The organism is Bifidobacterium cuniculi (assembly GCF_000741575.1).
Classification (GTDB): domain Bacteria; phylum Actinomycetota; class Actinomycetes; order Actinomycetales; family Bifidobacteriaceae; genus Bifidobacterium; species Bifidobacterium cuniculi.
Window position 1 is genome coordinate 68233 of the sequence record NZ_JGYV01000017.1, and the last position, 19625, is coordinate 87857.

The 19625-nt window shown below is 66.9% G+C and carries 17 protein-coding genes and 1 tRNA gene; 15 read left to right on the plus strand and 3 right to left on the minus strand.

All coding sequences use genetic code 11. The features are described from left to right. Positions 1-54 precede the first annotated feature (54 nt). The 6 genes from argH (at position 55) to BCUN_RS08440 (ending at position 7006) form a co-directional block, all read left to right on the plus strand. Positions 55-1572 (plus strand): argininosuccinate lyase, encoded by a 1518-nt coding sequence (argH, locus tag BCUN_RS08415; protein WP_033516234.1) that lies wholly within the window; start codon positions 55-57, stop codon positions 1570-1572. A 2-nt stretch (positions 1573-1574) separates the two neighbouring features. After that, positions 1575-2072: an HD domain-containing protein gene (locus BCUN_RS08420; RefSeq protein WP_033516235.1), complete on the plus strand. Its 498-nt coding sequence runs from the start codon at positions 1575-1577 to the stop codon at positions 2070-2072. Positions 2073-2165: 93 nt separating this feature from the next. Beyond that, entirely contained in the window at positions 2166-3488 is a 1323-nt protein-coding gene (tyrS, locus tag BCUN_RS08425; RefSeq protein ID WP_033516236.1) for a tyrosine--tRNA ligase, read from the plus strand. 135 nt (positions 3489-3623) lie between these two features. Beyond that, positions 3624-5201, plus strand: a complete 1578-nt coding sequence (locus tag BCUN_RS08430; RefSeq protein WP_033516237.1) for a tetratricopeptide repeat protein — start codon at positions 3624-3626, stop codon at positions 5199-5201. An 8-nt stretch (positions 5202-5209) separates the two neighbouring features. Next, the gene (locus tag BCUN_RS08435) at positions 5210-6238 is read left to right on the plus strand and encodes an HAD-IIA family hydrolase (protein ID WP_033516246.1); all 1029 of its coding nucleotides are present in this window, start codon (positions 5210-5212) and stop codon (positions 6236-6238) included. A gap of 27 nt (positions 6239-6265) precedes the next feature. After that, positions 6266-7006 carry a TlyA family RNA methyltransferase gene (locus BCUN_RS08440; protein ID WP_033516238.1) on the plus strand — a complete coding sequence of 247 codons (741 nt, stop codon included), beginning with the start codon at positions 6266-6268 and terminating at the stop codon, positions 7004-7006. A 24-nt stretch (positions 7007-7030) separates the two neighbouring features. On the opposite strand, the gene BCUN_RS08445 is transcribed toward BCUN_RS08440, so the two are convergent. Continuing rightward, positions 7031-7681, minus strand: a complete 651-nt coding sequence (locus BCUN_RS08445; protein ID WP_033516239.1) for a potassium channel family protein — start codon at positions 7679-7681, stop codon at positions 7031-7033. A gap of 57 nt (positions 7682-7738) precedes the next feature. After that, positions 7739-9202 carry a TrkH family potassium uptake protein gene (locus tag BCUN_RS08450; RefSeq protein ID WP_033516240.1) on the minus strand — a complete coding sequence of 488 codons (1464 nt, stop codon included), beginning with the start codon at positions 9200-9202 and terminating at the stop codon, positions 7739-7741. Positions 9203-9344: 142 nt separating this feature from the next. Here BCUN_RS08450 and BCUN_RS08455 point away from each other — a divergent pair, with 142 nt between their 5' ends. The 3 genes from BCUN_RS08455 to BCUN_RS08465 are packed head-to-tail and all read left to right on the plus strand — an operon-like array spanning position 9345 to position 12642. Next, a complete protein-coding gene (locus tag BCUN_RS08455; protein ID WP_051920963.1) occupies positions 9345-10253 on the plus strand; it encodes an NAD kinase in 909 nt (302 codons plus the stop codon). Positions 10254-10267: 14 nt separating this feature from the next. Continuing rightward, a complete protein-coding gene (recN, locus tag BCUN_RS08460; protein ID WP_033516241.1) occupies positions 10268-11980 on the plus strand; it encodes a DNA repair protein RecN in 1713 nt (570 codons plus the stop codon). Positions 11981-11985: 5 nt separating this feature from the next. After that, entirely contained in the window at positions 11986-12642 is a 657-nt protein-coding gene (locus BCUN_RS08465; protein WP_033516248.1) for an HAD family hydrolase, read from the plus strand. 81 nt (positions 12643-12723) lie between these two features. Here BCUN_RS08465 and thrC read toward each other — a convergent pair whose 3' ends face one another. After that, entirely contained in the window at positions 12724-14211 is a 1488-nt protein-coding gene (gene thrC, locus BCUN_RS08470; protein ID WP_033516629.1) for a threonine synthase, read from the minus strand. A 139-nt stretch (positions 14212-14350) separates the two neighbouring features. On the opposite strand from thrC, the gene BCUN_RS08475 reads away from it, so the two are divergent. The 6 genes from BCUN_RS08475 (at position 14351) to glmU (ending at position 19625) form a co-directional block, all read left to right on the plus strand. Next, the gene (locus BCUN_RS08475; RefSeq protein ID WP_033516627.1) at positions 14351-15661 is read left to right on the plus strand and encodes a glutamate-5-semialdehyde dehydrogenase; all 1311 of its coding nucleotides are present in this window, start codon (positions 14351-14353) and stop codon (positions 15659-15661) included. Continuing rightward, positions 15658-16218 carry a hypothetical protein gene (locus tag BCUN_RS08480; protein WP_033516620.1) on the plus strand — a complete coding sequence of 187 codons (561 nt, stop codon included), beginning with the start codon at positions 15658-15660 and terminating at the stop codon, positions 16216-16218. Before BCUN_RS08475 ends, BCUN_RS08480 begins: the two co-directional genes overlap by 4 nt. Then, the gene (nadD, locus tag BCUN_RS08485; RefSeq protein ID WP_051920964.1) at positions 16215-16922 is read left to right on the plus strand and encodes a nicotinate-nucleotide adenylyltransferase; all 708 of its coding nucleotides are present in this window, start codon (positions 16215-16217) and stop codon (positions 16920-16922) included. The genes BCUN_RS08480 and nadD overlap by 4 nt, the downstream gene beginning before the upstream one ends. Positions 16923-17001: 79 nt before the next feature. Next, complete coding sequence (locus tag BCUN_RS08490) at positions 17002-18021, plus strand: ribose-phosphate diphosphokinase (protein ID WP_033516616.1); 1020 nt, start codon at positions 17002-17004, stop codon at positions 18019-18021. A 63-nt stretch (positions 18022-18084) separates the two neighbouring features. Further along, positions 18085-18155 (plus strand) — tRNA-Gln (locus BCUN_RS08495). A gap of 84 nt (positions 18156-18239) precedes the next feature. After that, a complete protein-coding gene (gene glmU / locus BCUN_RS08500; protein WP_033516614.1) occupies positions 18240-19625 on the plus strand; it encodes a bifunctional UDP-N-acetylglucosamine diphosphorylase/glucosamine-1-phosphate N-acetyltransferase GlmU in 1386 nt (461 codons plus the stop codon).

Here is a 19625-nt window from a genome sequence, read left to right on the forward strand (position 1 = left end):
GAACCGCGTCGGGAGCCGCTCCCGCCGTACCATCGAGAAAGCGAACAGGACAGCATGGCTGAACAGGAAACAAGCACCGAGGAACACCTGGCACTCTGGGGCGGACGGTTCTCCTCCGGACCGTCGCCCGAGCTGGCGCGCCTGAGCAAGTCGACCCAGTTCGACTGGCGCCTGGCCGACGACGACATCGCAGGATCGCGCGCCCACGCCCGCGCATTGGGCCGCGCCGGACTGCTCACCCCCGACGAGCTCGACCGCATGGAGAAGGCCCTCGACGAGTTGCAGTACCAGGTCGACACCGGCACCTTCACGCCCAACGAGGACGACGAGGACGAGGCGACCGCCCTGGAACGCGGACTGCTGGCCATCGCCGGCGACGAACTCGGCGGCAAGCTGCGCGCCGGCCGCTCGCGCAACGACCAGATCGCCACCCTCATCCGCATGTGGCTGCGCCGCCAGTCGCGTACCCTGGCCCACCAGCTGCTGCGGCTGTGCTACGCACTCGTCGACCAGTCCGTCAAGGCCGGCCGCACCGTCATGCCGGGCCGCACGCACATGCAGCATGCCCAGCCCGTGCTCCTGGCCCACCAGCTCATGGCGCACGTCTGGCCGCTGCTGCGCGACGTGGAACGCCTGCGTGACTGGGACAGGCGCTGCGACGCCAGCCCCTACGGCTCCGGCGCCCTGGCCGGCAACACCCTCGGACTGGAACCCATGGCCGTCGCCCGCGAACTGGGCTTCTCCACCGTTACCGAGAACTCCATCGACGGCACCGCCGCCCGCGACCTGGTCGCCGAGTTCTCCTTCGTCATGGCCATGACCGGGGTGGACATCAGCCGCCTGTCCGAGGAGATCATCATCTGGAACAGCCAGGAATTCGGCTTCGTCACTCTCGACGACGCCTACTCCACCGGCTCGTCGATCATGCCGCAGAAGAAGAACCCGGACATCGCCGAACTGGCACGCGGCAAGGCCGGCCGCCTGATCGGCGACCTGACCGGCCTGCTCGCCACCCTCAAGGGACTGCCGACCGCCTACGCGCGCGACCTGCAGGAAGACAAGGAAGCCGTCTTCGACCAGGTCGACACCCTCGAGGTGCTCCTGCCTGCCTTCACCGGCATGGTCGCCACCATGACCTTCGACCACGACCGTCTGGAAACCGAGGCGCCGACCGGCTTCGCCCTGGCCACCGACATCGCCGAATGGCTGGTCAAGCAGGGCGTGCCCTTCCGCCACGCACACGAGCTGTCCGGCGCCTGCGTGAAGGCCGCCGAGACCCGCCACGAGGAACTCTGGGACCTGACGGACGACGACTTCATCGAGATCTTCCACGACTTCCTGCCCGCCGACCAGGCCATCGGAGTGCGCGAAGTGCTCTCCACGGAAGGCTCCGTCGCCGCCCGCGCCGGCAAGGGCGGCACCGCGCCGACCCGCGTGCGCGAACAGATCGTCTCCGCCAAGACGCTCATGGAACAGCTGCGGGCCTACTTCAACGCATCCAGCGACGGCACCGCCTACGTGGCACCTGCCACGCTCATCAAGACCATGCAGGCGCGCCAGGGCGAACACTGACCGTGCTGGACAGGCAGGCAATCAGCCGCATCGTACGCCATGTCGGTGCCGACATCCTGGCACACGGGCACATGCAGCTGGAACGCGAGGCATACCAGCATGGTGCGGTGACCACATACGAGCACAGCGTACGGGTCGCCGAACTGGCGGTATGGCTGGCCGACCGACTGCACCTGTGGCACCGCGTGGACCTGCGCTCGCTGGTCCGCGCGGCATTGCTGCACGACTATTTCCTCTACGACTGGCACGAGCGGGGCGACGGCAGTCACCGGCTGCACGGCTTCCGCCACCCGGCGCGCGCCGAGCGCAACGCGCGTGCCGATTTCGACCTCAACGACGTGGAGGCGGACAGCATCCGCCGCCACATGTTCCCGCTGACCCCCATCCCGCCACGGTATCTCGAAGGGGTGCTGGTCAACGTGGCCGACAAGATCAGCGCCACCGCGGAGACGCTTTCGCCGCAGCGCTTCTCCCGCCATCGAAGCGGTTCCCGACGATAAGGCGGCACCTGTCTGGCAACCGTGCCACACTGGTGGGTTGTGGTAGGCTGCAGCGGCGGCCACCGGAAACACCATCATGAGGAGATAACAGGCATGGCTCACGTCATCGATTTCACGGAGGCCGGCTTCGATTCGGTCCTGGACGAATTGGAATGGCGCGGGTTGATTTCCCAGTCCACCGACCGGGATCGACTCGCCGAGACGCTCAACGGTGATCCGGTCGTCTATTATTGCGGCTTCGACCCGACCGCGCCGTCGCTGCACATCGGCAACCTTGTGCAGCTCATCATCATGCGCCACCTGCAGGCGGCCGGCCACCATCCCATCGCACTGGTCGGCGGCGCCACTGGCCTGATCGGCGACCCCCGACAGTCAGGCGAGCGCACCCTCAACTCCAAGGAGATCGTGGCCGGCTGGTGCGACCGCCTGCGCGGGCAGATCGGCGGCATCCTCGAACAGGACGGCGACAACCCCGTGCGTTTCGTGTCCAACTACGACTGGACGGCGCAGATGAACGTCATCGACTTCCTGCGCGACGTCGGCAAGAACTTCCGCCTGGGCACCATGATCTCGAAGGACATCGTCGCCCGTCGCCTGCATTCGGAGGAGGGCATCTCCTTCACCGAGTTCAGCTACCAGGTGCTCCAGGGCAACGACTACCTGCACCTGTACGACACATACGACTGCGTCCTCGAGCTGGGCGGCTCGGACCAGTGGGGCAACCTCACCTCCGGCCTCGACCTGATCCACAAGGTGCGTGGCGTGGCGGTCAACGTCATGGCAAGCCCCATCATCACCGACGCCACCGGCAAGAAGTTCGGCAAGTCCGAGGGCAACGCCATGTGGCTCGACCCCGACATGCTCAGCCCTTACCGCTTCTACCAGTTCTGGTTCAACCGTCCCGACGCGGAGATGGAGAACCTGCTCAAGGTCTTCACCTTCCTGCCCAAGGAACGCATCGAGGAACTCGTCCGCGCCAGCGAGGAGGACCCGGGCGCCCGTGAGGCGCAGCGTACCCTGGCGTGGGAGGTCACTAGCCTGGTGCACGGCGAGGAGGCGACCCGTGCCGCCATCGAGGCCTCCGGCGCGCTCTTCGGCCGCGGCGGCGACCTGGCCTCCATCGATGAGGCCACCCTCGAATCCGCCCTCGACGGCCTGAAGGTCGAGGACGGGCACGGCGCCAAGGCCTTCGCCGCCGCTGCCGCGGGCGACCGCGTCAGCGAGGCCGGCGTCAAGGCCGGCCTGTTCAAGTCCATTTCCGAAGCGCGCAAGACCATCAAGTCGGGCGGCGTCTACGTCGACAACATCCGCGTGGAGGACGAGGACGCCACGCTCGGCGAGTCCGACTTCCTGCAGGGCCGCTTCGCCATCATCCGCCGCGGCAAGAAGGCGCTCGGCGTGGTCGAGCGCGCCTGACGCCGCCGCTGCCGCCCGTTGCCCCGTGCGGTGAACCGCGGGGCGGCGGGCGACGGCGTCGTAGACTGGTACACATCACACGAATCCGGGGCGGCCGCGTGCCGCCCCGCAACCTGACAAGGAACGGAAAACCACATGGCACAGGAACACAGCGCAGGCCACGGCCCCCATTCGCACGGCAATTCGGGCGCGCCGCGCCGCAACGGCGGATTCAAGGGCCGCAACCAGCATCGGGGCGGCAATTTCCACAAGGGCAAGGGCGGCAACTTCCATCGCGACGGCGGCAAGCGCCATGACTTCCACCGTGACGGCGAGGGCGGCGAGAACCCGCGCTACGACCGTTCCGGCCAGGACGGCCAGCGCGGCCCCGCACGCGGAGGCGAGGGGGAGCGCCGTTCCGGCGGCTTCCACAAGGGCGGCTCCTTCCACAAGGGCAAGGGCGGCGGCAACTTCCACAAGGGTGGACCGCGCCGTGATTTCCGCCGCGGTGACGGCGAGGGACGCGATTGGCGCCAGAAGGACGGCCGCAATGGCGAACGCCGTGATTTCCGCCGTGACGACCGCAAGGATTTCCACAAGGACGGCGACCGCCGTGACTTCCGCCGTGACGACCGCCGCCACGAGGACCGTCGGCAGCACCATGAGCGCAAGCGCCAGGAGTACATGTCCAAGTCGCGCAAGAACTCGGACGGTACGGTGAGCTTCCCCTCCCAGAACCCGTACACCGACCGTCGTCCGGGCGAACCCAAGATGCCGGCCGGCCTCGAGTGGAGCATGCTCAGCAAGGACGAACGCGAACGGCTGCGCGGCCTGGCCAAGGAACACGCCGAGAACATCGGCCTGCACATCCTGGCCGCCTACACCCTGGAGGCCACGGATCCGCAGGCGGCCCTCGAGCACGCCAAGTGGGCCGCCAAGCAGGCATCCCGCGTGGACATCGCCCGCGAGACCCTGGCCATGGTCGCCTACCGCAACGGCGACTACAAGCTCGCGTTGCGCGAGTTCCGCACGGCCTTCCGCATGAACGGTTACCTCGACTACCTGCCCTTCATGGCCGATTGCGAGCGAGGTCTGGGACAGCCCCGCAAGGCCATCGACATCGCCCTGTCGGACGATGCCAAGCACCTGCAGGGCGAGGCGAAGGCCGAGATGTTCCTGGTGTACGCCGGCGCCCTGGCGGACCTCAAGATGTGGAACCAGGCCATCGAGATCACCTCCAAGCTGGTGCACGCCAAGGGCCTGGCCGGCGAGTACCGCATGCGTGCCGCCCAGGCGGAGCAGTACTTCCTGGAGGAGGCAGGCCGCAGCGACGAGGCGGTGGCCCTCGAGGAGCTCATCGACGATCTCGAGCAGCGCTACGCGGACGTCGAACAGGACGAGACCAGTGACGACTTCGTGGTCGACTACGACGTCGAGGACCTGCCCGAGGACCTGCAGGCCAAGCTCGGCGTGACGCCGGACGACGCCCAGTATGCCCCCTTCGACGACGAGTCCGGCGTCAACATGGACGACGAGACCCGCAACGACGAGGAGGAGGAGCTGTCCGGCGCCGAAATGGACATCGAACCCGCCGAGATGGAGGAACGCAACGAACGCCGCGACGAGGAAGGCAATATGGGTGACCCCGACCTGACCGACGCAGAGGAGGACACCGACGAGGAGGACACCGAGATCGGTGATTCCGAGGAAGAGCTCAAGGGCGAAACGGAGTGAGTGCCACGGTGCTGAAAGCCACTGGACAGGCGTTGAGCCAGGCCTACCGCCTGGCCCTGCTGGACCTTGACGGCGTGGTGTACTACGGCAAGCAGCCCGTGGACCACGCCGCCTCCAGCATCCGCGAAGCGGAACGCCTGGGAATGACCATCGAATACACCACCAACAACTCCTCGCGCATGCAGGCCACCGTGGCGCAGCAGCTGCGCGGCTTCGGTTTGGACGTGGAGCCCTGGCAGGTGATCACCTCCTCGGTGGTCGCCGCCCGCATGGTGGCACGGCATGTGCCGCAAGGCTCCAAGGTCCTGGTGCTGGGTGCCGAACACCTGCGTCAGGAGGTGGAACGCCAGGGCCTCAAGGTGACGGACCGTGCCGAGGGCCGGCCGGTTGCCGCCATCCAGGGCTGGTATCCGGACATGAGCTGGCAGCAGATGGCGCAGGTCGCCTTTGCCGTGGAGGCGGGCGCGCAGTACTTCGTGACCAATCGGGACCTGACAATTCCACGCGAGCTCGGCGTGGCACCGGGCTGCGGTTCCATGATCCAGGCGGTCGTCAACGCCACGGGCGTCGAACCCCTGGCGTCGGCAGGCAAGCCGGAATCCGCGATGTACGACGAGGCGCGCATGCTCGCCGCGCACGACGGCGAGGACATGGTGCCCTGCGAGGCGGCCCTGGCCATCGGCGACCGGCTCGACACGGACATCGAGGCCGGCAACCGCGGCGGCTACGACTCGCTGCTGGTGCTCACCGGCGTGACCGACCCGGACATCCTGCTGCGTGCCGTTCCCGGGCTGCGTCCCACCTACGTGAGCGCGGACCTGCGCGGCCTGAACGTGCCGCAGCCTGCCGTGGAACGCATGCCCGACGGCGACTGGCGCTGCGGCGGCATGACCGCGACCTTCGACGGCAGCCGCGTACAGGTGAGCGACAGCGGGAGCATCGACGCGCTGCGCGCCGCCTGCGCCCTGTGCTGGACGCTCATGGACACAGGCACCGACCTGTCCGGGGTCGAGCTGCCGCAGTTCCGCATCGCCTGACCGGCGGCCGATGGGGGAGAGACTTCGATGAGCGAGCGACTCGATGCGCGCATGGCCGCCGACGGCCTGGCCAGTTCGCGTACCAACGCCCAGCGGCTGATCCGCGAGGGACTGGTGCGCGTGGACGGCAAGGTCGCGGCCAAGCCTTCCATGAAGGTGGATGCGGGCATGCGCATCGACGTGCACGACCCCGACGGCTACGTCTCGCGGGGCGCCTACAAGCTGGTAGGCGCCTTCGAGGCCTTCGCCCGGGCCGGACTGCCATCCCCGGAGGGCCTGCGGTGCCTCGACATCGGCGCTTCCACCGGCGGGTTCTGCGACGTGCTGCTGCGCAGGGGAGCGGCGCAGGTGATTGCCCTGGACGTGGGCCACGGCCAGCTCGATGCGCGCATCGCCGGCGACGCGCGCATCATCGAGATGAGCGGCACGAACATCCGCGACGTACGGCCCGCGGACCTGTCCTATGCGCCGCAACTGGTGGTGTCCGATGTCTCCTTCATCTCCCTGACCTACGTGCTGCCCGTCATCGCGCGCATCGCCGCGCAGGGCGCCTGGGTGGTGCTCCTCGTCAAGCCGCAGTTCGAGGTGGGGCGGGCCGGCCTCGACCGCCACGGCATTGTCGTGGACGCCTCCCTGCGCGAGCAGGCGCTGCACAAGGTCGTCGCGTGCGCCCGCGACTGCGGGCTGGACGTGGTGGCCACGGCGGATTCGCCCATCGAAGGCACCCATGGCAACCACGAGTACCTGCTGTGTGCCAGGATGCCGTGACGGCAAGCCCGCCGCGGCATCGGGTCAGCCGCGGATGAAGTGGTCGATCTGGTCCTGCTTGCCCATGATGATCAGTTCGTCGTTGCGATGCAGCTCCAGGTCGTTCGAGGCGTACTGGAACTCGTGGCCGGGGGACTTGACGCCGACGATGGTGATGCCGTAGCGATCATGGATCTTCGCGTCGCCGATGGTGTATCCGACGAACTGCGGGGGCGTGTGGATCTTGACGACGTTGTAGGCGCCTTCGAGCTCGATGTAGTCGAGGTAGTTGCCGGACACCAGATGCCCGACGCGCTTGCCCGCGTCGGTCTCCGCGTTGATGATGTGCCGTGCGCCGATGCGCTGCAGGATGCGCGCATGTTCCTTGGACACGCTCTTGGCCCAGATGTCCGAGATGCCGGCGTCCAGAAGGTTGCCGGCGGTGATGACGGATGCCTCCACGCTATCGCCGATGGCCACCACGGCGATGTCGAAATCCGAGGCGTTGAGCTGTTCCAGGGCGAGCACGTCGGTCATGTCGGCCTGGACCGTGGGAATCTGCGAGCTCCACCGGTTGACGAGTTCGGAATCCTTGTCCACGGCGAGCACGTCCTGGCCCATGGCGTCCAGGGTGGTGGCGACGGCGCTGCCGAAGCGGCCCAGTCCCACCACGAGTATGCTGCGGCTCTCTGCCATATGATGAACTCCTTTGTCGGAATGCGGATGCCTGAAGGGATTGAGGTTGAACATGGCTCAGCCCACCACGATCTGGTCGGTGGGGTAGCGCACGACTTCCACCTGGCGAGGCCGGCTCACCGCATAGGCGAGGGTCATGGGCCCGAGGCGCCCGACCACCATGCTGGTGGCCAGGATGTACAGGGAGGCAGGGTTGGTCTCCTGGGCCACGCCCACGGAGTAGCCTCCCAGGCCGAAGGCCGAGCAGGCGTCGAAGAGCGCATGGCTGAAGGAGGCGCCGGTGATGAGCATGAGCGCGATGGAAGCGACCAGCACCAGGGCGAAGCATGCGGTGGTGATGCTGGTCGCGGTCATGATCACTCGGGTATGGATGCGCCGGTGGAAGGCGTTGACGTCGGTGTGCCCGCTGAAGGCTGCCTTGCATACCAGCAGGATCACCGCGAAAGTGGTCACGCGGATGCCGCCGGCAGTCGACGTGGAGCCGCCGCCGATGAACATGACCACGCTCATGAACACCTTGGTGGCCTCGCTGACCTGGGGCACCCACGACAGGTCGAAGCCGGAGCTGCGCGGCATGACGGCGGCGACCATGGCGCGGCGCATGCGCGTCTCGACGTCGGCGTCCTTGAAGAGCGCGGGATTGTCCCATTCGACGGCGAGGAACCAGCAGAGGGATGCCAGGACGATGGCGAAGGTGGTCACGAGGGTCACCTTGGTGTGCAGGTTCCACCGTCGTACGCCCTGGTGGCGCCGGGCGCAGCGGAAGATGTTGAGGATGACCGGGAACCCGAGGGTGCCGCAGAAGGCGGAGAGCATGATGGGCATCCCGACCGCCCAGTTGTTCACGTACAGGCCTGCGCCGTCGGGCGTGAAGCCGGCGTTGTTGTATGCCATGACCGCGAAGAAGAGCGACTCCCAGAGCGTGCTGCCGACGTTGCCGTTGTTGACGTGGAAGAGCCCGGGGAAGAGGGCGCCGAAGGTGATGGCCTCGATGACGAAGGTGGTGGTGAGCACCACGGCGAGCACGCCGCGGATCTCGCTGAGCTTGTTGGTGCCCAGCTCGCTGGCGGTGAGCAGCCGTTGCGTGGCCTTGAGGTGGTGGTTGACGGCGAGCGCGATCATCGAGGCGAAGGTCATGACGCCCAGTCCGCCCATCTGCACCGATATGATGAGGACGAGCTGGCCGAACATGGACCAGTGTGTGGTGGTGTTCACGATGGAGATGCCGCAGGTCGACAGCGCGGACACTGCGGTGAAGAACGCGGTCGAGAAGCTGGTCTTCTGCCCGGCGTGCGTCGCGGCCGGCAGCAGCAGCATCGAGGTGGAGAGCACGACCAGGGTCAGGAAGTAGATGATGGTCAGTCGGCCGGGATGCGAATTGATGCGGTAGGACAGTGAGCGCCTGAGCGGTTGGCGTTCCTCGGTGGCGGCCTTCTCGAAGGTGTCGCCCGAGAACCACCAGCCGTAGCCTCTCGAAGCGTCGCTGTTCGACGCGGACTCGTCGAACAGGAGATGCGCCATGGCTGCCTCCCGTACTTGGACCGATGGACGGATTACCACACCATTGTAGGGGTGCGAGTGACTTTGTGCGCCCATTCAGCCGCCAACGGCAACGCATGTATTAGTATGGACGCGAACACGATCCGGTAAGGAAGGGGTTGTGATGGAAACCAACCGACGGGCGACGGTGGTCACGCATGCCAGGCTCATGCGTGACGGCAACGTCGTGGAGTCCGCGATCCGCCAGCTGTGCGAGGCCGGCTTCGACGTGGATGTCGTGGACAATGTCGATGCCCCTGGTTTCGGACGCCCCTCCCCGACGGTGTCCGAGGACACGGAGATCGTGGTGGTGCTGGGAGGCGACGGCACCATCCTGAGAGCAGCCGAGCTGGTCCACTGCACCAACGTGCCCATCATCGGCATCAATATGGGGCACGTGGGCTTCCTGGCCGAGTTCGAGAGCTTCCAGATGGACGAGGCCATTGCGCGCATCGCCGCGCGCGACTATACCATCGACGAACGCATGATCGCGCACGTCGACGTGTGGCTGCCCGGCGAGGACACGCCACTGGGGGACTGGGCCCTGAACGACATCACCATCGAACGTGCCGACCGGGGCAAGATGATCGGCATGTCCATCGGCGTCGACGGCGTGGCCATGAGCTCATTCGGGTGCGACGGACTGATCGTGTCGACACCGACCGGTTCGACCGCCTATGCCTTCTCCGCCGGCGGTCCCGTCATCTGGCCGGACGTGGAGGCCCTGCTGATGGTGCCGCTTGCGGCGCATGCCCTGTTCGCGCGCCCCATCGTCATCGGGTCGGGCTCCACCATGCAGTTCCGCATCGACGAGGATTCGACCGCCGACGGCTGGATCTGCTGCGACGGGCGCCGCCAGCGTGCCCTGCCGAAGGGCGCCCGCATCGACGTGCGCCAATCCTCGGACCGGTTGAGGTTGGCCCGGCTGAGCGACGCGCCGTTCACCAACCGACTCGTGACCAAGTTCAACCTGCCCGTGGTCGGATGGCGCGACCTGCACGCCGCCGCACCGCACGCCCGCAAGCAATCCTGAAGGACCGCGATACCTTGCTCGAAGAACTCGAAGTCCATGACCTCGGCCCCATCCATGAGGCACGTCTCGAACCCGCCGTCGGCATGACCGCCATCACGGGCGAGACCGGGGCCGGCAAGTCCATGCTGCTCAACGCCATCCGGCTCATCTCGGGGAATGCCGCCGATGCGGCCCGCGTCTCACCGGGCGCGGATGCGGCGTGGGCGCAGGGCGTGTTCGCCGTAGGGCAGGACCCCATCCTGGAGGGCGTGCTGGAGGAAGCCGGCGTCGAGGTACAGGACGGGGAGCTCTTCGTGTCACGCAGGGTACCCGCCAAGGGACGGTCGCGTGCGGTGGCGTGTGGGCGGACCGTGCCGCGCGCCGTCCTGGCCGAGCTGAGCCGTCGCCTCATCACCATCCACGGGCAAAGCGACCAGTTGCACATCGCTTCGGCGGCACGCCAGCGCGAAGTGCTCGACGGCTATGCCCAAGACGATGCCGAACGCGAGGCCTATGCACATGCCTGGCAGGAGCTGCGTGACATCGAAGGTCGCCTGGAACGACTGGAACGCCAGGAGGCCGGCATGCGCCAGCAGGCGGACTACCTGACGGAGTCGATCGCGCGCATCGACCGGGTCGATCCCCATGCGGACGAGCTCGACGAGCTCAAGGCGCGCCGCGACCGCATCGAACATGCGGCACAGATCGCCGAAGGCGTCCAACGCGCCGTGCTGGCCCTGGACGGCAGCGGGGAGGGAGACCTGCCCGGTGTGGCGGACAAGGTCGGCGATGCGGTGCACGCACTGCGCGCCATCCGGCTGGATGGCATGTTCGACGAGGACATCGCACGTCTCGAAGCGGCTGCCGAGGAGATCCGCGACGTATCCTACTCATTGGCGTCGCATATCGACGACGAGGTGGGGGAACGCGATCTGGACACCATCAACGGGCGCATCCACGACCTCGACGAACTGGCACGCCGATGGGGGCCGACGCTCAGGGACGTGATCGCATGGCGCGACCAGGCCCGCTTCGACCTGGAGGACCTGGACGCATCCCCGGAAAAGATGGCCGAACTGCAGACGCTGCGCACCAAGGCGCTCGACCGGGCACGCCGTGCCGCGGCCGTGCTGTCCAAGGCGCGCATGGCGGCAGCCAAGACGCTGTCCGGCGCGGTGGACGGCGAACTGGGGAACCTGTCGATGCCGGGCGCTTCCTTCCATGTGGACGTGCATCCCCGCCAGGGGGCGGATGCCCTGGACGCCCACGGCTGCGACGACATCGCCTTCATGTTCCGTCCCTTCCCGAACGCCAAGCCCATGCCCATGGCCAGGAGCGCCTCCGGCGGCGAACTGAGCCGCCTCATGCTCGCCATGGAGCTCTCCCTCGCCGCGCGGGACACGGCAGACGGCGACCGGACCCCCATGACCTTCATCTTCGACGAGGTGGATGCCGGCGTCGGCGGCGTCGCCGGCGCGGAACTCGGGCACCGCCTGGCGATGCTCGCCACGCATGCGCAGGTCATCGTCGTCACCCACCTGCCCCAGGTCGCTTCCTGGGCCGACGTCCAGTACGTGGTCGGCAAGGCCGACGAAGCCGGATTCACCCGGACCCACGTACGCCAGGTCGACGGCGACGAGCGTGCCATGGAGATCGCCCGCATGCTCTCGGGCAGCGATTCGGAAACCTCCCTGGACCATGCCCGCGAACTGCTGGCGTCTTCGACGCTCGCGAAGGAGGGACAGTGACCGCCATGAACGCCGGCACCGCGGCGATCTTCGACCTGGACGGCACCCTGCTCGACTCGATGGGCGTCTGGGACCGCGTGGACACCGAGTTCCTGGCACGCCGGGGCCTCGACGTGCCGTCAGACTACATGGAGACCATCGCCGCCATGCAGTTCCGTGACATCGCCACCTACACCATCGAACGGTTCGATCTGGTGGGGGAGCGCGAAGAGGACCTCATGGACGAATGGACCCGACTGGCCCTGCACGACTACACGACCATGGTGGAACCGAAGGCCGGCGCCCTCGACTACCTGCACCATCTGAGGGATACCGGCGCGAAACTGGCGGTGGCGACTTCCATGATGCCGCAGCTGCGCGGCCCGGCACTCGAGCATGCCGGCATGGCCGACCTGTTCGACGCGGTGGTCGGCGTGGAGGAAGTGGCCCACGGCAAACAGGACCCCGACATCTACCTGGAAGCGGCAGCCCGGTGCGGCGTCGACGCCACGCAGTGCACCGTGTTCGAGGACATCCTTCCCGGCATCGAGTCCGCGAGGCGCGCCGGCATGCAGGCCTGGGGCGTGCAGGACGACTCCTCGCGGCGACAGTGGCGCCGCATCTGCGAGGTCGCGGACGGGGTGCTGTCCGATTTCACGCAGGCACCGCGTGCCCTGCGCTGACGTGCCGCGCAATCGGATATGGGAAGGCCCCGGCACGCCGTCTCGACGGCGTGCCGGGGCCTTCCCATATCCGATTGCGCCTTAGATGTTGCCGGCGCACTGCTCCACGTAGTGGCCCATGTCGGACACCTCCACGCAGTCGCGGAACCGCACGGGTGCCTCGTCAAGCTCGCGCAGCATCGGCGGCACCGTGGTGCCGGTGGCTTCGCTGAGTCCGTCCATGCACTCGAAATCGGTGCCGTCGGACTCCAGGCCCAGCGCCTCGTTGACCGTGCGCGGGAACTTGTACGGGCTGGCGGTGCTCAGCAGCACGCGCGGCGTGCCCGGTTCGGCCGGCATCTGCGTCATCACGAAGTAGCCGCAGGCGGTATGCGGATCGAGCACGTAGCCGTGGTCCTTCCAGCAGTCGGCGATCATCCGGGAGACCTGCGCCTCGTCGGCCCATCCCGTCGCGAACAGTTCGCGGATGCGCATCAGCAGCTGCGGCGGCACCTCGTAGGCACCCCACTGACTGAGGTCGTTCATCAGGTAGGTGACCAGGCGCGGATCCTTCTCGCTCATGTAGTACAGCATGCGCTCCAGGTTCGAGGAGACCAGGATGTCCATCGACGGGGAAGTCGTCTCGTAGAACGGGCGCTTGCGGTTGTACGTGCCCGTGGTCAGGAAGTCGAACAGCACGTTGTTGCGGTCGGAGGCCACCACCAGCTGGCGCACCGGCAGGCCGAGCATCTTCGCGTAGTAGCCGGCCAGCACGTCGCCGAAGTTGCCCGTCGGCACCACGAAGTCCACCTCGTCGCCCACGTTGATGGCCTGCCGCTCCAGCAGCTGCGCATACGCGGAGAAGTAATAGACGACCTGCGGCACCAGGCGGCCCACGTTGATGGAGTTCGCCGAGGACAGCACCACATGGTCCTCCTGCGCGATGCACGCATTGAGCTCGGTGTCGGCGAAGATCTCCTTGACAGTCGACTGCGCGTCGTCGAAATTGCCCCTGACCGCGCACACGTGCACGTTGTCGCCGGACTGCGTGGTCATCTGCAGTTCCTGCACCTTGCTGACACGTCCCTCGGGATAGAAGACGGTGATGCCGGTACCCGGAGCATCAGCGAAGCCCGCGAGCGCCGCCTTGCCCGTGTCGCCGGACGTGGCCGTGACGATCATGATCCTCTCGTCCGCGTCGCCGTCGGCAGGCGTGGTACGCGCCATGAACCGCGGCAGGATCTGCAGGGCCACGTCCTTGAAGGCGCAGGTGGGGCCGTGGAACAGCTCCATCACGTAGTCGTCACCCAACGGCTTGAGGGGGGTGATGCGCTCGTCATCCCATTGCGCACCGTAGGCCTCGGCAATGCATTCCCCCAGCTCCTGCGCGGTGAAGTCGGGCAGCAGCAGACCCAGCACGTCCTGCGCGATCTGCTGGTAGGTCTTGCCCTGCAGGGTGGCGATGTCCACCTTGCTCTCGCCGAGCTGGTCGGTCACGAACAGGCCGCCGTCGTCGGCGATGCCCTTGCGGATGGCCTGCTTGGATGTCAGGGCGTCGTCCGTGCCCCGGGTGCTGTGGAAGGTAGTCACTCTTCTCGATCCTTACCGAAATGTCGTACGGATGTTGCGCCACCCAGTGTACCGGCACAGGGGGTCGTGCAGGCAGGGGGCGTCCGTGCTGTGGGATGCCCCGCCGGCGGTGTAGGCGCTCTCGGCTAAGGTGCTCACTATGAGTGATGCAACCGAAGGTACCCAGGAATCCCATGACGTGTTCCGCGCGGTATGCGAGCGCGCACGGGCGGCCGCCCTCGCCCAGCGCAAGCTGGCCGCCGCCACCGCGGATGTCAAGAACGGGCTGCTCGCCGCCATCGCCGACGCACTCGACGAACGCGCCGACGAAATCGCCGGCGCCAACGCGCTGGACATGGAGCAGGCCTTCGCCGAAGGCATGGACGCCGGCAAGCTCGACCGCCTCAAGTTCGACGTGACCCGCGTGGCCGCCTCCGCCCAGGACATGCGCAAGGTGGCCACCCTGCCCGACCCCGTCGGCCAGGTCGTGCGCGGTTACGAGATCCCCAACGGCATGCGGCTCGAACAGGTGAGGGTCCCGATGGGCGTCGTCGGCATGATCTACGAGGCGCGGCCCAACGTCACCGTCGACGTGGTCGCCCTGTGCCTCAAGTCCGGCAACGCCGCCATGCTGCGCGGCGGCCACGCCGCGGCACGCACCAACGCCGCCACGCTGTCCATCGTGCGCGACGTGCTCGCCGAGCTCGGCTTCGACCCGGCACTGGTCGCCTCCGTCGACGACTTCGGCAGGGAAGGCGCCAACGCGCTCATGGAGGCCCGCGGCTACGTCGACCTGCTGGTGCCCCGCGGCAGCAAGCGCCTCATCCAGGCCGTCGTGGAGCATGCCAAGGTGCCGGTCATCGAAACCGGTGCCGGCAACGTGCACATCTACGTGGACCGCACCGCGGACCTCAAGCAGGCCATCCCCATCGTGATCAACGCCAAGACGCAGCGCGTCGGCGTATGCAACGCAGCCGAGAAGCTCATCGTGCACCGGGACGTGGCCGAGTCCTTCCTGCCGATGGTCGCCCAGGCGCTCGCCAACGAGCACGTGGCAATCCACGCGGACGAGGCATCATACCGCATCATCCAAGAGGCCGACATCCGCGACATCCAGCTTCTGGTGGCGGACGAGGCCGACTGGGACACCGAGTACCTGGCCCTGGAGATCGGGGTGCTGGTCGTGGACGGCGTGGACGAAGCCATCGAGCACATCAACCGTCATTCCACGCACCATACGGAGACCATCCTCGCCGAGGACTACCGCACCATCGAGAAGTGCACGAAGGCCATCGATTCGGCCGTCATCATGGTCAACGCGTCGAGCCGGTTCACGGACGGCGGCATGTTCGGCTTCGGTGCGGAACTGGGCATCTCCACGCAGAAGATGCATGCCCGCGGGCCGATGGGCCTGCAGGAGATGACCACCATGAAATGGATCGGCTACGGCGACGGGCAGGTGCGTCCATGAGCGAGCCGAACGCACCGCGCCTCGAGCTGTATCCCAACCCGTGGGGCGTGGACCTGACCGACCATGCCAACACGCTGAAGATCGCCGCGGAGCGTCTCAGCCTGGTGCGCTACGTGTTCCTCGTGCAGATCGAGGACGGCATCGCGACCGCGGAGCAACGAGCATCGCTGGAATATGCCGACGCCGTGCTCATCGGATGGCCCGACCCCAGCTCCACCGACCTGGCGGACGTCGAGGGCGACGCTTACGGGAACATGCTCGACCAGATGCGCCTCATGGAGGACTACATCGGCAAGTTCACTGCCATGGAACGCACCTGCGACATCGACGGCATGACGGACACCCTCATCCGCATCACCGAACGTGTAGCGCATGTACGGCGCATGTTCCAGCCGGACTTCCTGCTGCCGACCTTCGCGGAGATCCGCCGGGTGGTCCAGGACGAATGGGACGAGGACATGGGCCGCATCGACCATGACGGCGGCGGCGGCAGTGCGCTCCAGTCGCTGCAGGAGGAATTCGAGACCATGGTCGATGCGGACGGCGGTACGCAATGAGCGATGTGCAGGGGCAGCGGCGCATGTCAGAACTTTCGCCGGGCAACGGCGGCGCAGTCAACCTGGTCACGCCGCCCGGGCGTCGTTCCGAACGGGGCAACTGGCATGACCGGCCGCGCATCGGGATCATGGGCGGCACCTTCGACCCCATCCACAACGGCCACCTGGTTGCCGCGTCGGAAGTGGCCTGGGAGTATGACCTCGACGAGGTCCTGTTCGTACCCACGGGACGTCCGGTCTTCAAGCTCGACAAGCACGTGACCAATGCGGAGGACCGTTACCTCATGACGGTCATCGCAACCGCCTCCAACCCCAAGTTCACCGTGTCGCGCGTGGACATCGACCGGCCGGGCGTGACCTACACCATCGACACGTTGCGCGACATCCGGGCCCAGCATCCGGATGCCGAGCTGTTCTTCATCACCGGCGCGGACGCCGTCGCGGAGATCATGCAATGGAAAGACGCCGACCGCATGTTCGACATCGCCCATTTCGTGGCGGTGACCCGTCCCGGGTACACGGGCACGGACGCGCTGCCCGAAGGCAAGGTCGACCGGTTGGAGATCCCCGCATTGGCCATCTCCTCCACGGACATCCGACGCCGGGCCACGGACGGCGAGCCTGTCTGGTACCTGGTGCCCGATGGCGTGGTGCAGTACATCGGCAAGCACGGATTGTACCGCGGCGGCGAGCGGAAAGGCTGATCCGCCACGGGCGTCGGGCAGTCAGCTGCCGTCGTTACACTATGGAATCGACCATAACGAACTGACGTTTGGAGATACGGTGAGCGCAATCCTCGAAGGCAAGCCAGACAAAAACCTCATTCTCGTCACGGGCAGGGCGCATCCGAAGCTGGCCGCCGACGTAGCCGACCAGCTGGGCATCGACGTTCTGGAGACCACCGCCTACGATTTCGCCAACGGTGAGATGTACGTGCGGTACACCGAGTCGGTGCGCGGCGCGGACGTCTTCGTGCTGCAGAGCCACAACGAGCCGGTCAACCAGGCCATCATGGAACAGCTCATCATGATCGACGCCCTCAAGCGTGCCTCGGCCCGCTCCATCACCGCCGTCAGCCCCCTGTTGGGCTATTCGCGCCAGGACAAGAAGCACCGTGGCCGCGAACCCATCTCCTGCCGCCTGGTCTTCGACCTGCTCAAGACCGCAGGCGCAGACCGCATCATGAGCGTCGACCTGCATGCGGCACAGTCCCAGGGCTTCTTCGACGGGCCGGTCGACCATCTCATCGCCATGCCGGTGCTCGTGGACTACATTCGTGACCGCTTCGCTGGCAACCTCGACAACGTGACCGTCGTCTCCCCGGATGCCGGACGCATCCGCGTGGCCGAACAGTGGGCCGCACGGCTGGGCGGCGGCCCACTCGCCTTCGTGCACAAGACCCGCGACATCACGCGTCCCAACCAAGCCGTAGCCAACCGAGTCGTCGGTGATGTCAAGGGCAAGGACTGCGTCCTCGTTGACGACCTCATCGACACCGCCGGCACCATCGCCGGTGCCTGCAAGGTGCTGCAGGACGCCGGCGCCAGGTCCGTGACCGTGGTGGCCACCCATGGCGTACTGTCGGGCCCGGCCGTCGAACGGCTCAAGAACTGCGGCGCACGCGAGGTCGTCCTCACCGACACCGTGCCGATCCCGGACGAGAAGCGCTGGGACGGCCTGACGGTCCTGTCCATCGCGCCGCTCCTGGCAAGCGCCATCAAGGCGGTATTCGAGGACGGGTCCGTCGCCGAGCTCTTCGACACCTATCCGGAGCACCACGGCAAGGGATTCCTGTTCGCCTGACGGTGATGCCCCAATGTCAAGGACTATGGCATAATGGTCCCTTGGCGGGATTCGTTCCGCCGTTCCCCCATGGTGTAATGGCAGCACACGGGTCTTTGGAACCCTTTGTCTTGGTTCGAGTCCAGGTGGGGGAGCGCATCGCGTCCGATTCCATGCGAGCCATGGGGTCGGACGCTTTTCGTAAGACCGGTCGATGAATGTGTCTGGAGGCTTTTCTCATGACAGTAACCGCAGCGATCGTGCTCGCCGCGGGCGAGGGGACGCGCATGCGTTCCTCCATGCCCAAGGTCCTGCACCAGTTCGCAGGCAAGACCTTCCTGGAGCGCGTGATGGCATCGGTCGGCGCCCTCGAACCGGCCACGCTGGCAGTGGTGGTTCGCCACCAGGGCGAACGTGTCGCGCAGGAAGCCCTCGCCCATGACCCCGACGCCCTCATCGTGCACCAGGACGAGATCCCGGGCACCGGGCGTGCCGTGCAGTGCGCGCTCGCGGAACTGGGGCAGGACGGCGTGCCGGACGGCCCGATCGTCATCGTCGCTTCCGACATGCCGCTCCTGGACGCGGACACCCTTGAATCCCTCCTCGACTACCACCGCACCAGCGGCGACGACGCCACCGTGCTGACCACCGTGCTGGACGACCCGACCGGCTACGGGCGCATCATCAGGGACCATGACGGCGACGTGCTCAAGATCGTCGAACAGAAGGACGCCAATAGCAGCGAACTCGCCGTCCACGAGGTGAACACCTCGGTATACGTCTTCGAGGGCAAGGTGCTCAAGGAAGCCATCGCCGACCTGGACGCGGACAACGCGCAGGGGGAGTTCTACCTCACCGACGCGCTCAAGGCCGCCAAGGACAGCGGCAAGGTCGGCGCCTTCGCGGCGCCGGACGCCCTGCGTGTGGAAGGCGTCAACGACCGCGTCCAGCTCGCGGCCCTCGCCAAGGCCTACAACCTGCGGGTGTGCGAGGCATGGATGCGCCGTGGCGTGACCATCCTCGACCCGGCCAACACCTGGATCGAGGACGACGTGACCATCGGCCGTGACGCCGTCATCCTGCCGGGATCCTTCCTGCAGGGGTCGAGCGTCATCAGCAAGGGTGCGGTCGTCGGCCCCTACACCACCCTCATCGATGCTGTCGTGGACGAGGGCGCCACCGTGGAGCGTTCCCGCGTCCAGTCGTCGCATATCGGCGCACACGCCACCATCGGACCGTGGGCCTATCTGCGTCCGGGCAACGAACTGGGCCGGGAATCCAAGGCCGGCGCCTTCGTGGAGATGAAGAAGGCGCACATCGGCAACGGCACCAAGGTGCCGCACCTGAGCTACGTGGGCGACGCCGACCTCGGCGAGCACACGAACATCGGCGGTGGCACCATCACCGCCAACTACGACGGCGTGCACAAGAACCACACCACGATCGGTTCGCGCGTGCATATCGGCGCCGGCAACCTCTTCGTCGCACCGGTCGAGGTCGGCGACGACGTGACCAGCGGCGCCGGCTCTGTGATCCGCCATGACGTGCCCGACGACGCCATGGTGTACTCCGAGAACGCGCAGCACGTCGTGGACCATTGGAAACCAGCCTGGGAGCGTGACTGA

What these genes read in the sequence shown, in the direction of transcription:
- glmU (WP_033516614.1), top strand. Translation starts at nt 18,240, where the DNA reads ATGACAGTAACCGCAGCGATCGTGCTCGCCGCGGGCGAGGGGACGCGC.
- argH (WP_033516234.1), top strand. Translation starts at nt 55, where the DNA reads ATGGCTGAACAGGAAACAAGCACCGAGGAACACCTGGCACTCTGGGGC.
- BCUN_RS08450 (WP_033516240.1), bottom strand. Translation starts at nt 9,202, where the DNA reads ATGGCGCATCTCCTGTTCGACGAGTCCGCGTCGAACAGCGACGCTTCG.
- BCUN_RS08445 (WP_033516239.1), bottom strand. Translation starts at nt 7,681, where the DNA reads ATGGCAGAGAGCCGCAGCATACTCGTGGTGGGACTGGGCCGCTTCGGC.
- BCUN_RS08465 (WP_033516248.1), top strand. Translation starts at nt 11,986, where the DNA reads ATGAACGCCGGCACCGCGGCGATCTTCGACCTGGACGGCACCCTGCTC.
- BCUN_RS08430 (WP_033516237.1), top strand. Translation starts at nt 3,624, where the DNA reads ATGGCACAGGAACACAGCGCAGGCCACGGCCCCCATTCGCACGGCAAT.
- tyrS (WP_033516236.1), top strand. Translation starts at nt 2,166, where the DNA reads ATGGCTCACGTCATCGATTTCACGGAGGCCGGCTTCGATTCGGTCCTG.
- BCUN_RS08475 (WP_033516627.1), top strand. Translation starts at nt 14,351, where the DNA reads ATGAGTGATGCAACCGAAGGTACCCAGGAATCCCATGACGTGTTCCGC.
- BCUN_RS08455 (WP_051920963.1), top strand. Translation starts at nt 9,345, where the DNA reads ATGGAAACCAACCGACGGGCGACGGTGGTCACGCATGCCAGGCTCATG.
- BCUN_RS08440 (WP_033516238.1), top strand. Translation starts at nt 6,266, where the DNA reads ATGAGCGAGCGACTCGATGCGCGCATGGCCGCCGACGGCCTGGCCAGT.
- nadD (WP_051920964.1), top strand. Translation starts at nt 16,215, where the DNA reads ATGAGCGATGTGCAGGGGCAGCGGCGCATGTCAGAACTTTCGCCGGGC.
- BCUN_RS08480 (WP_033516620.1), top strand. Translation starts at nt 15,658, where the DNA reads ATGAGCGAGCCGAACGCACCGCGCCTCGAGCTGTATCCCAACCCGTGG.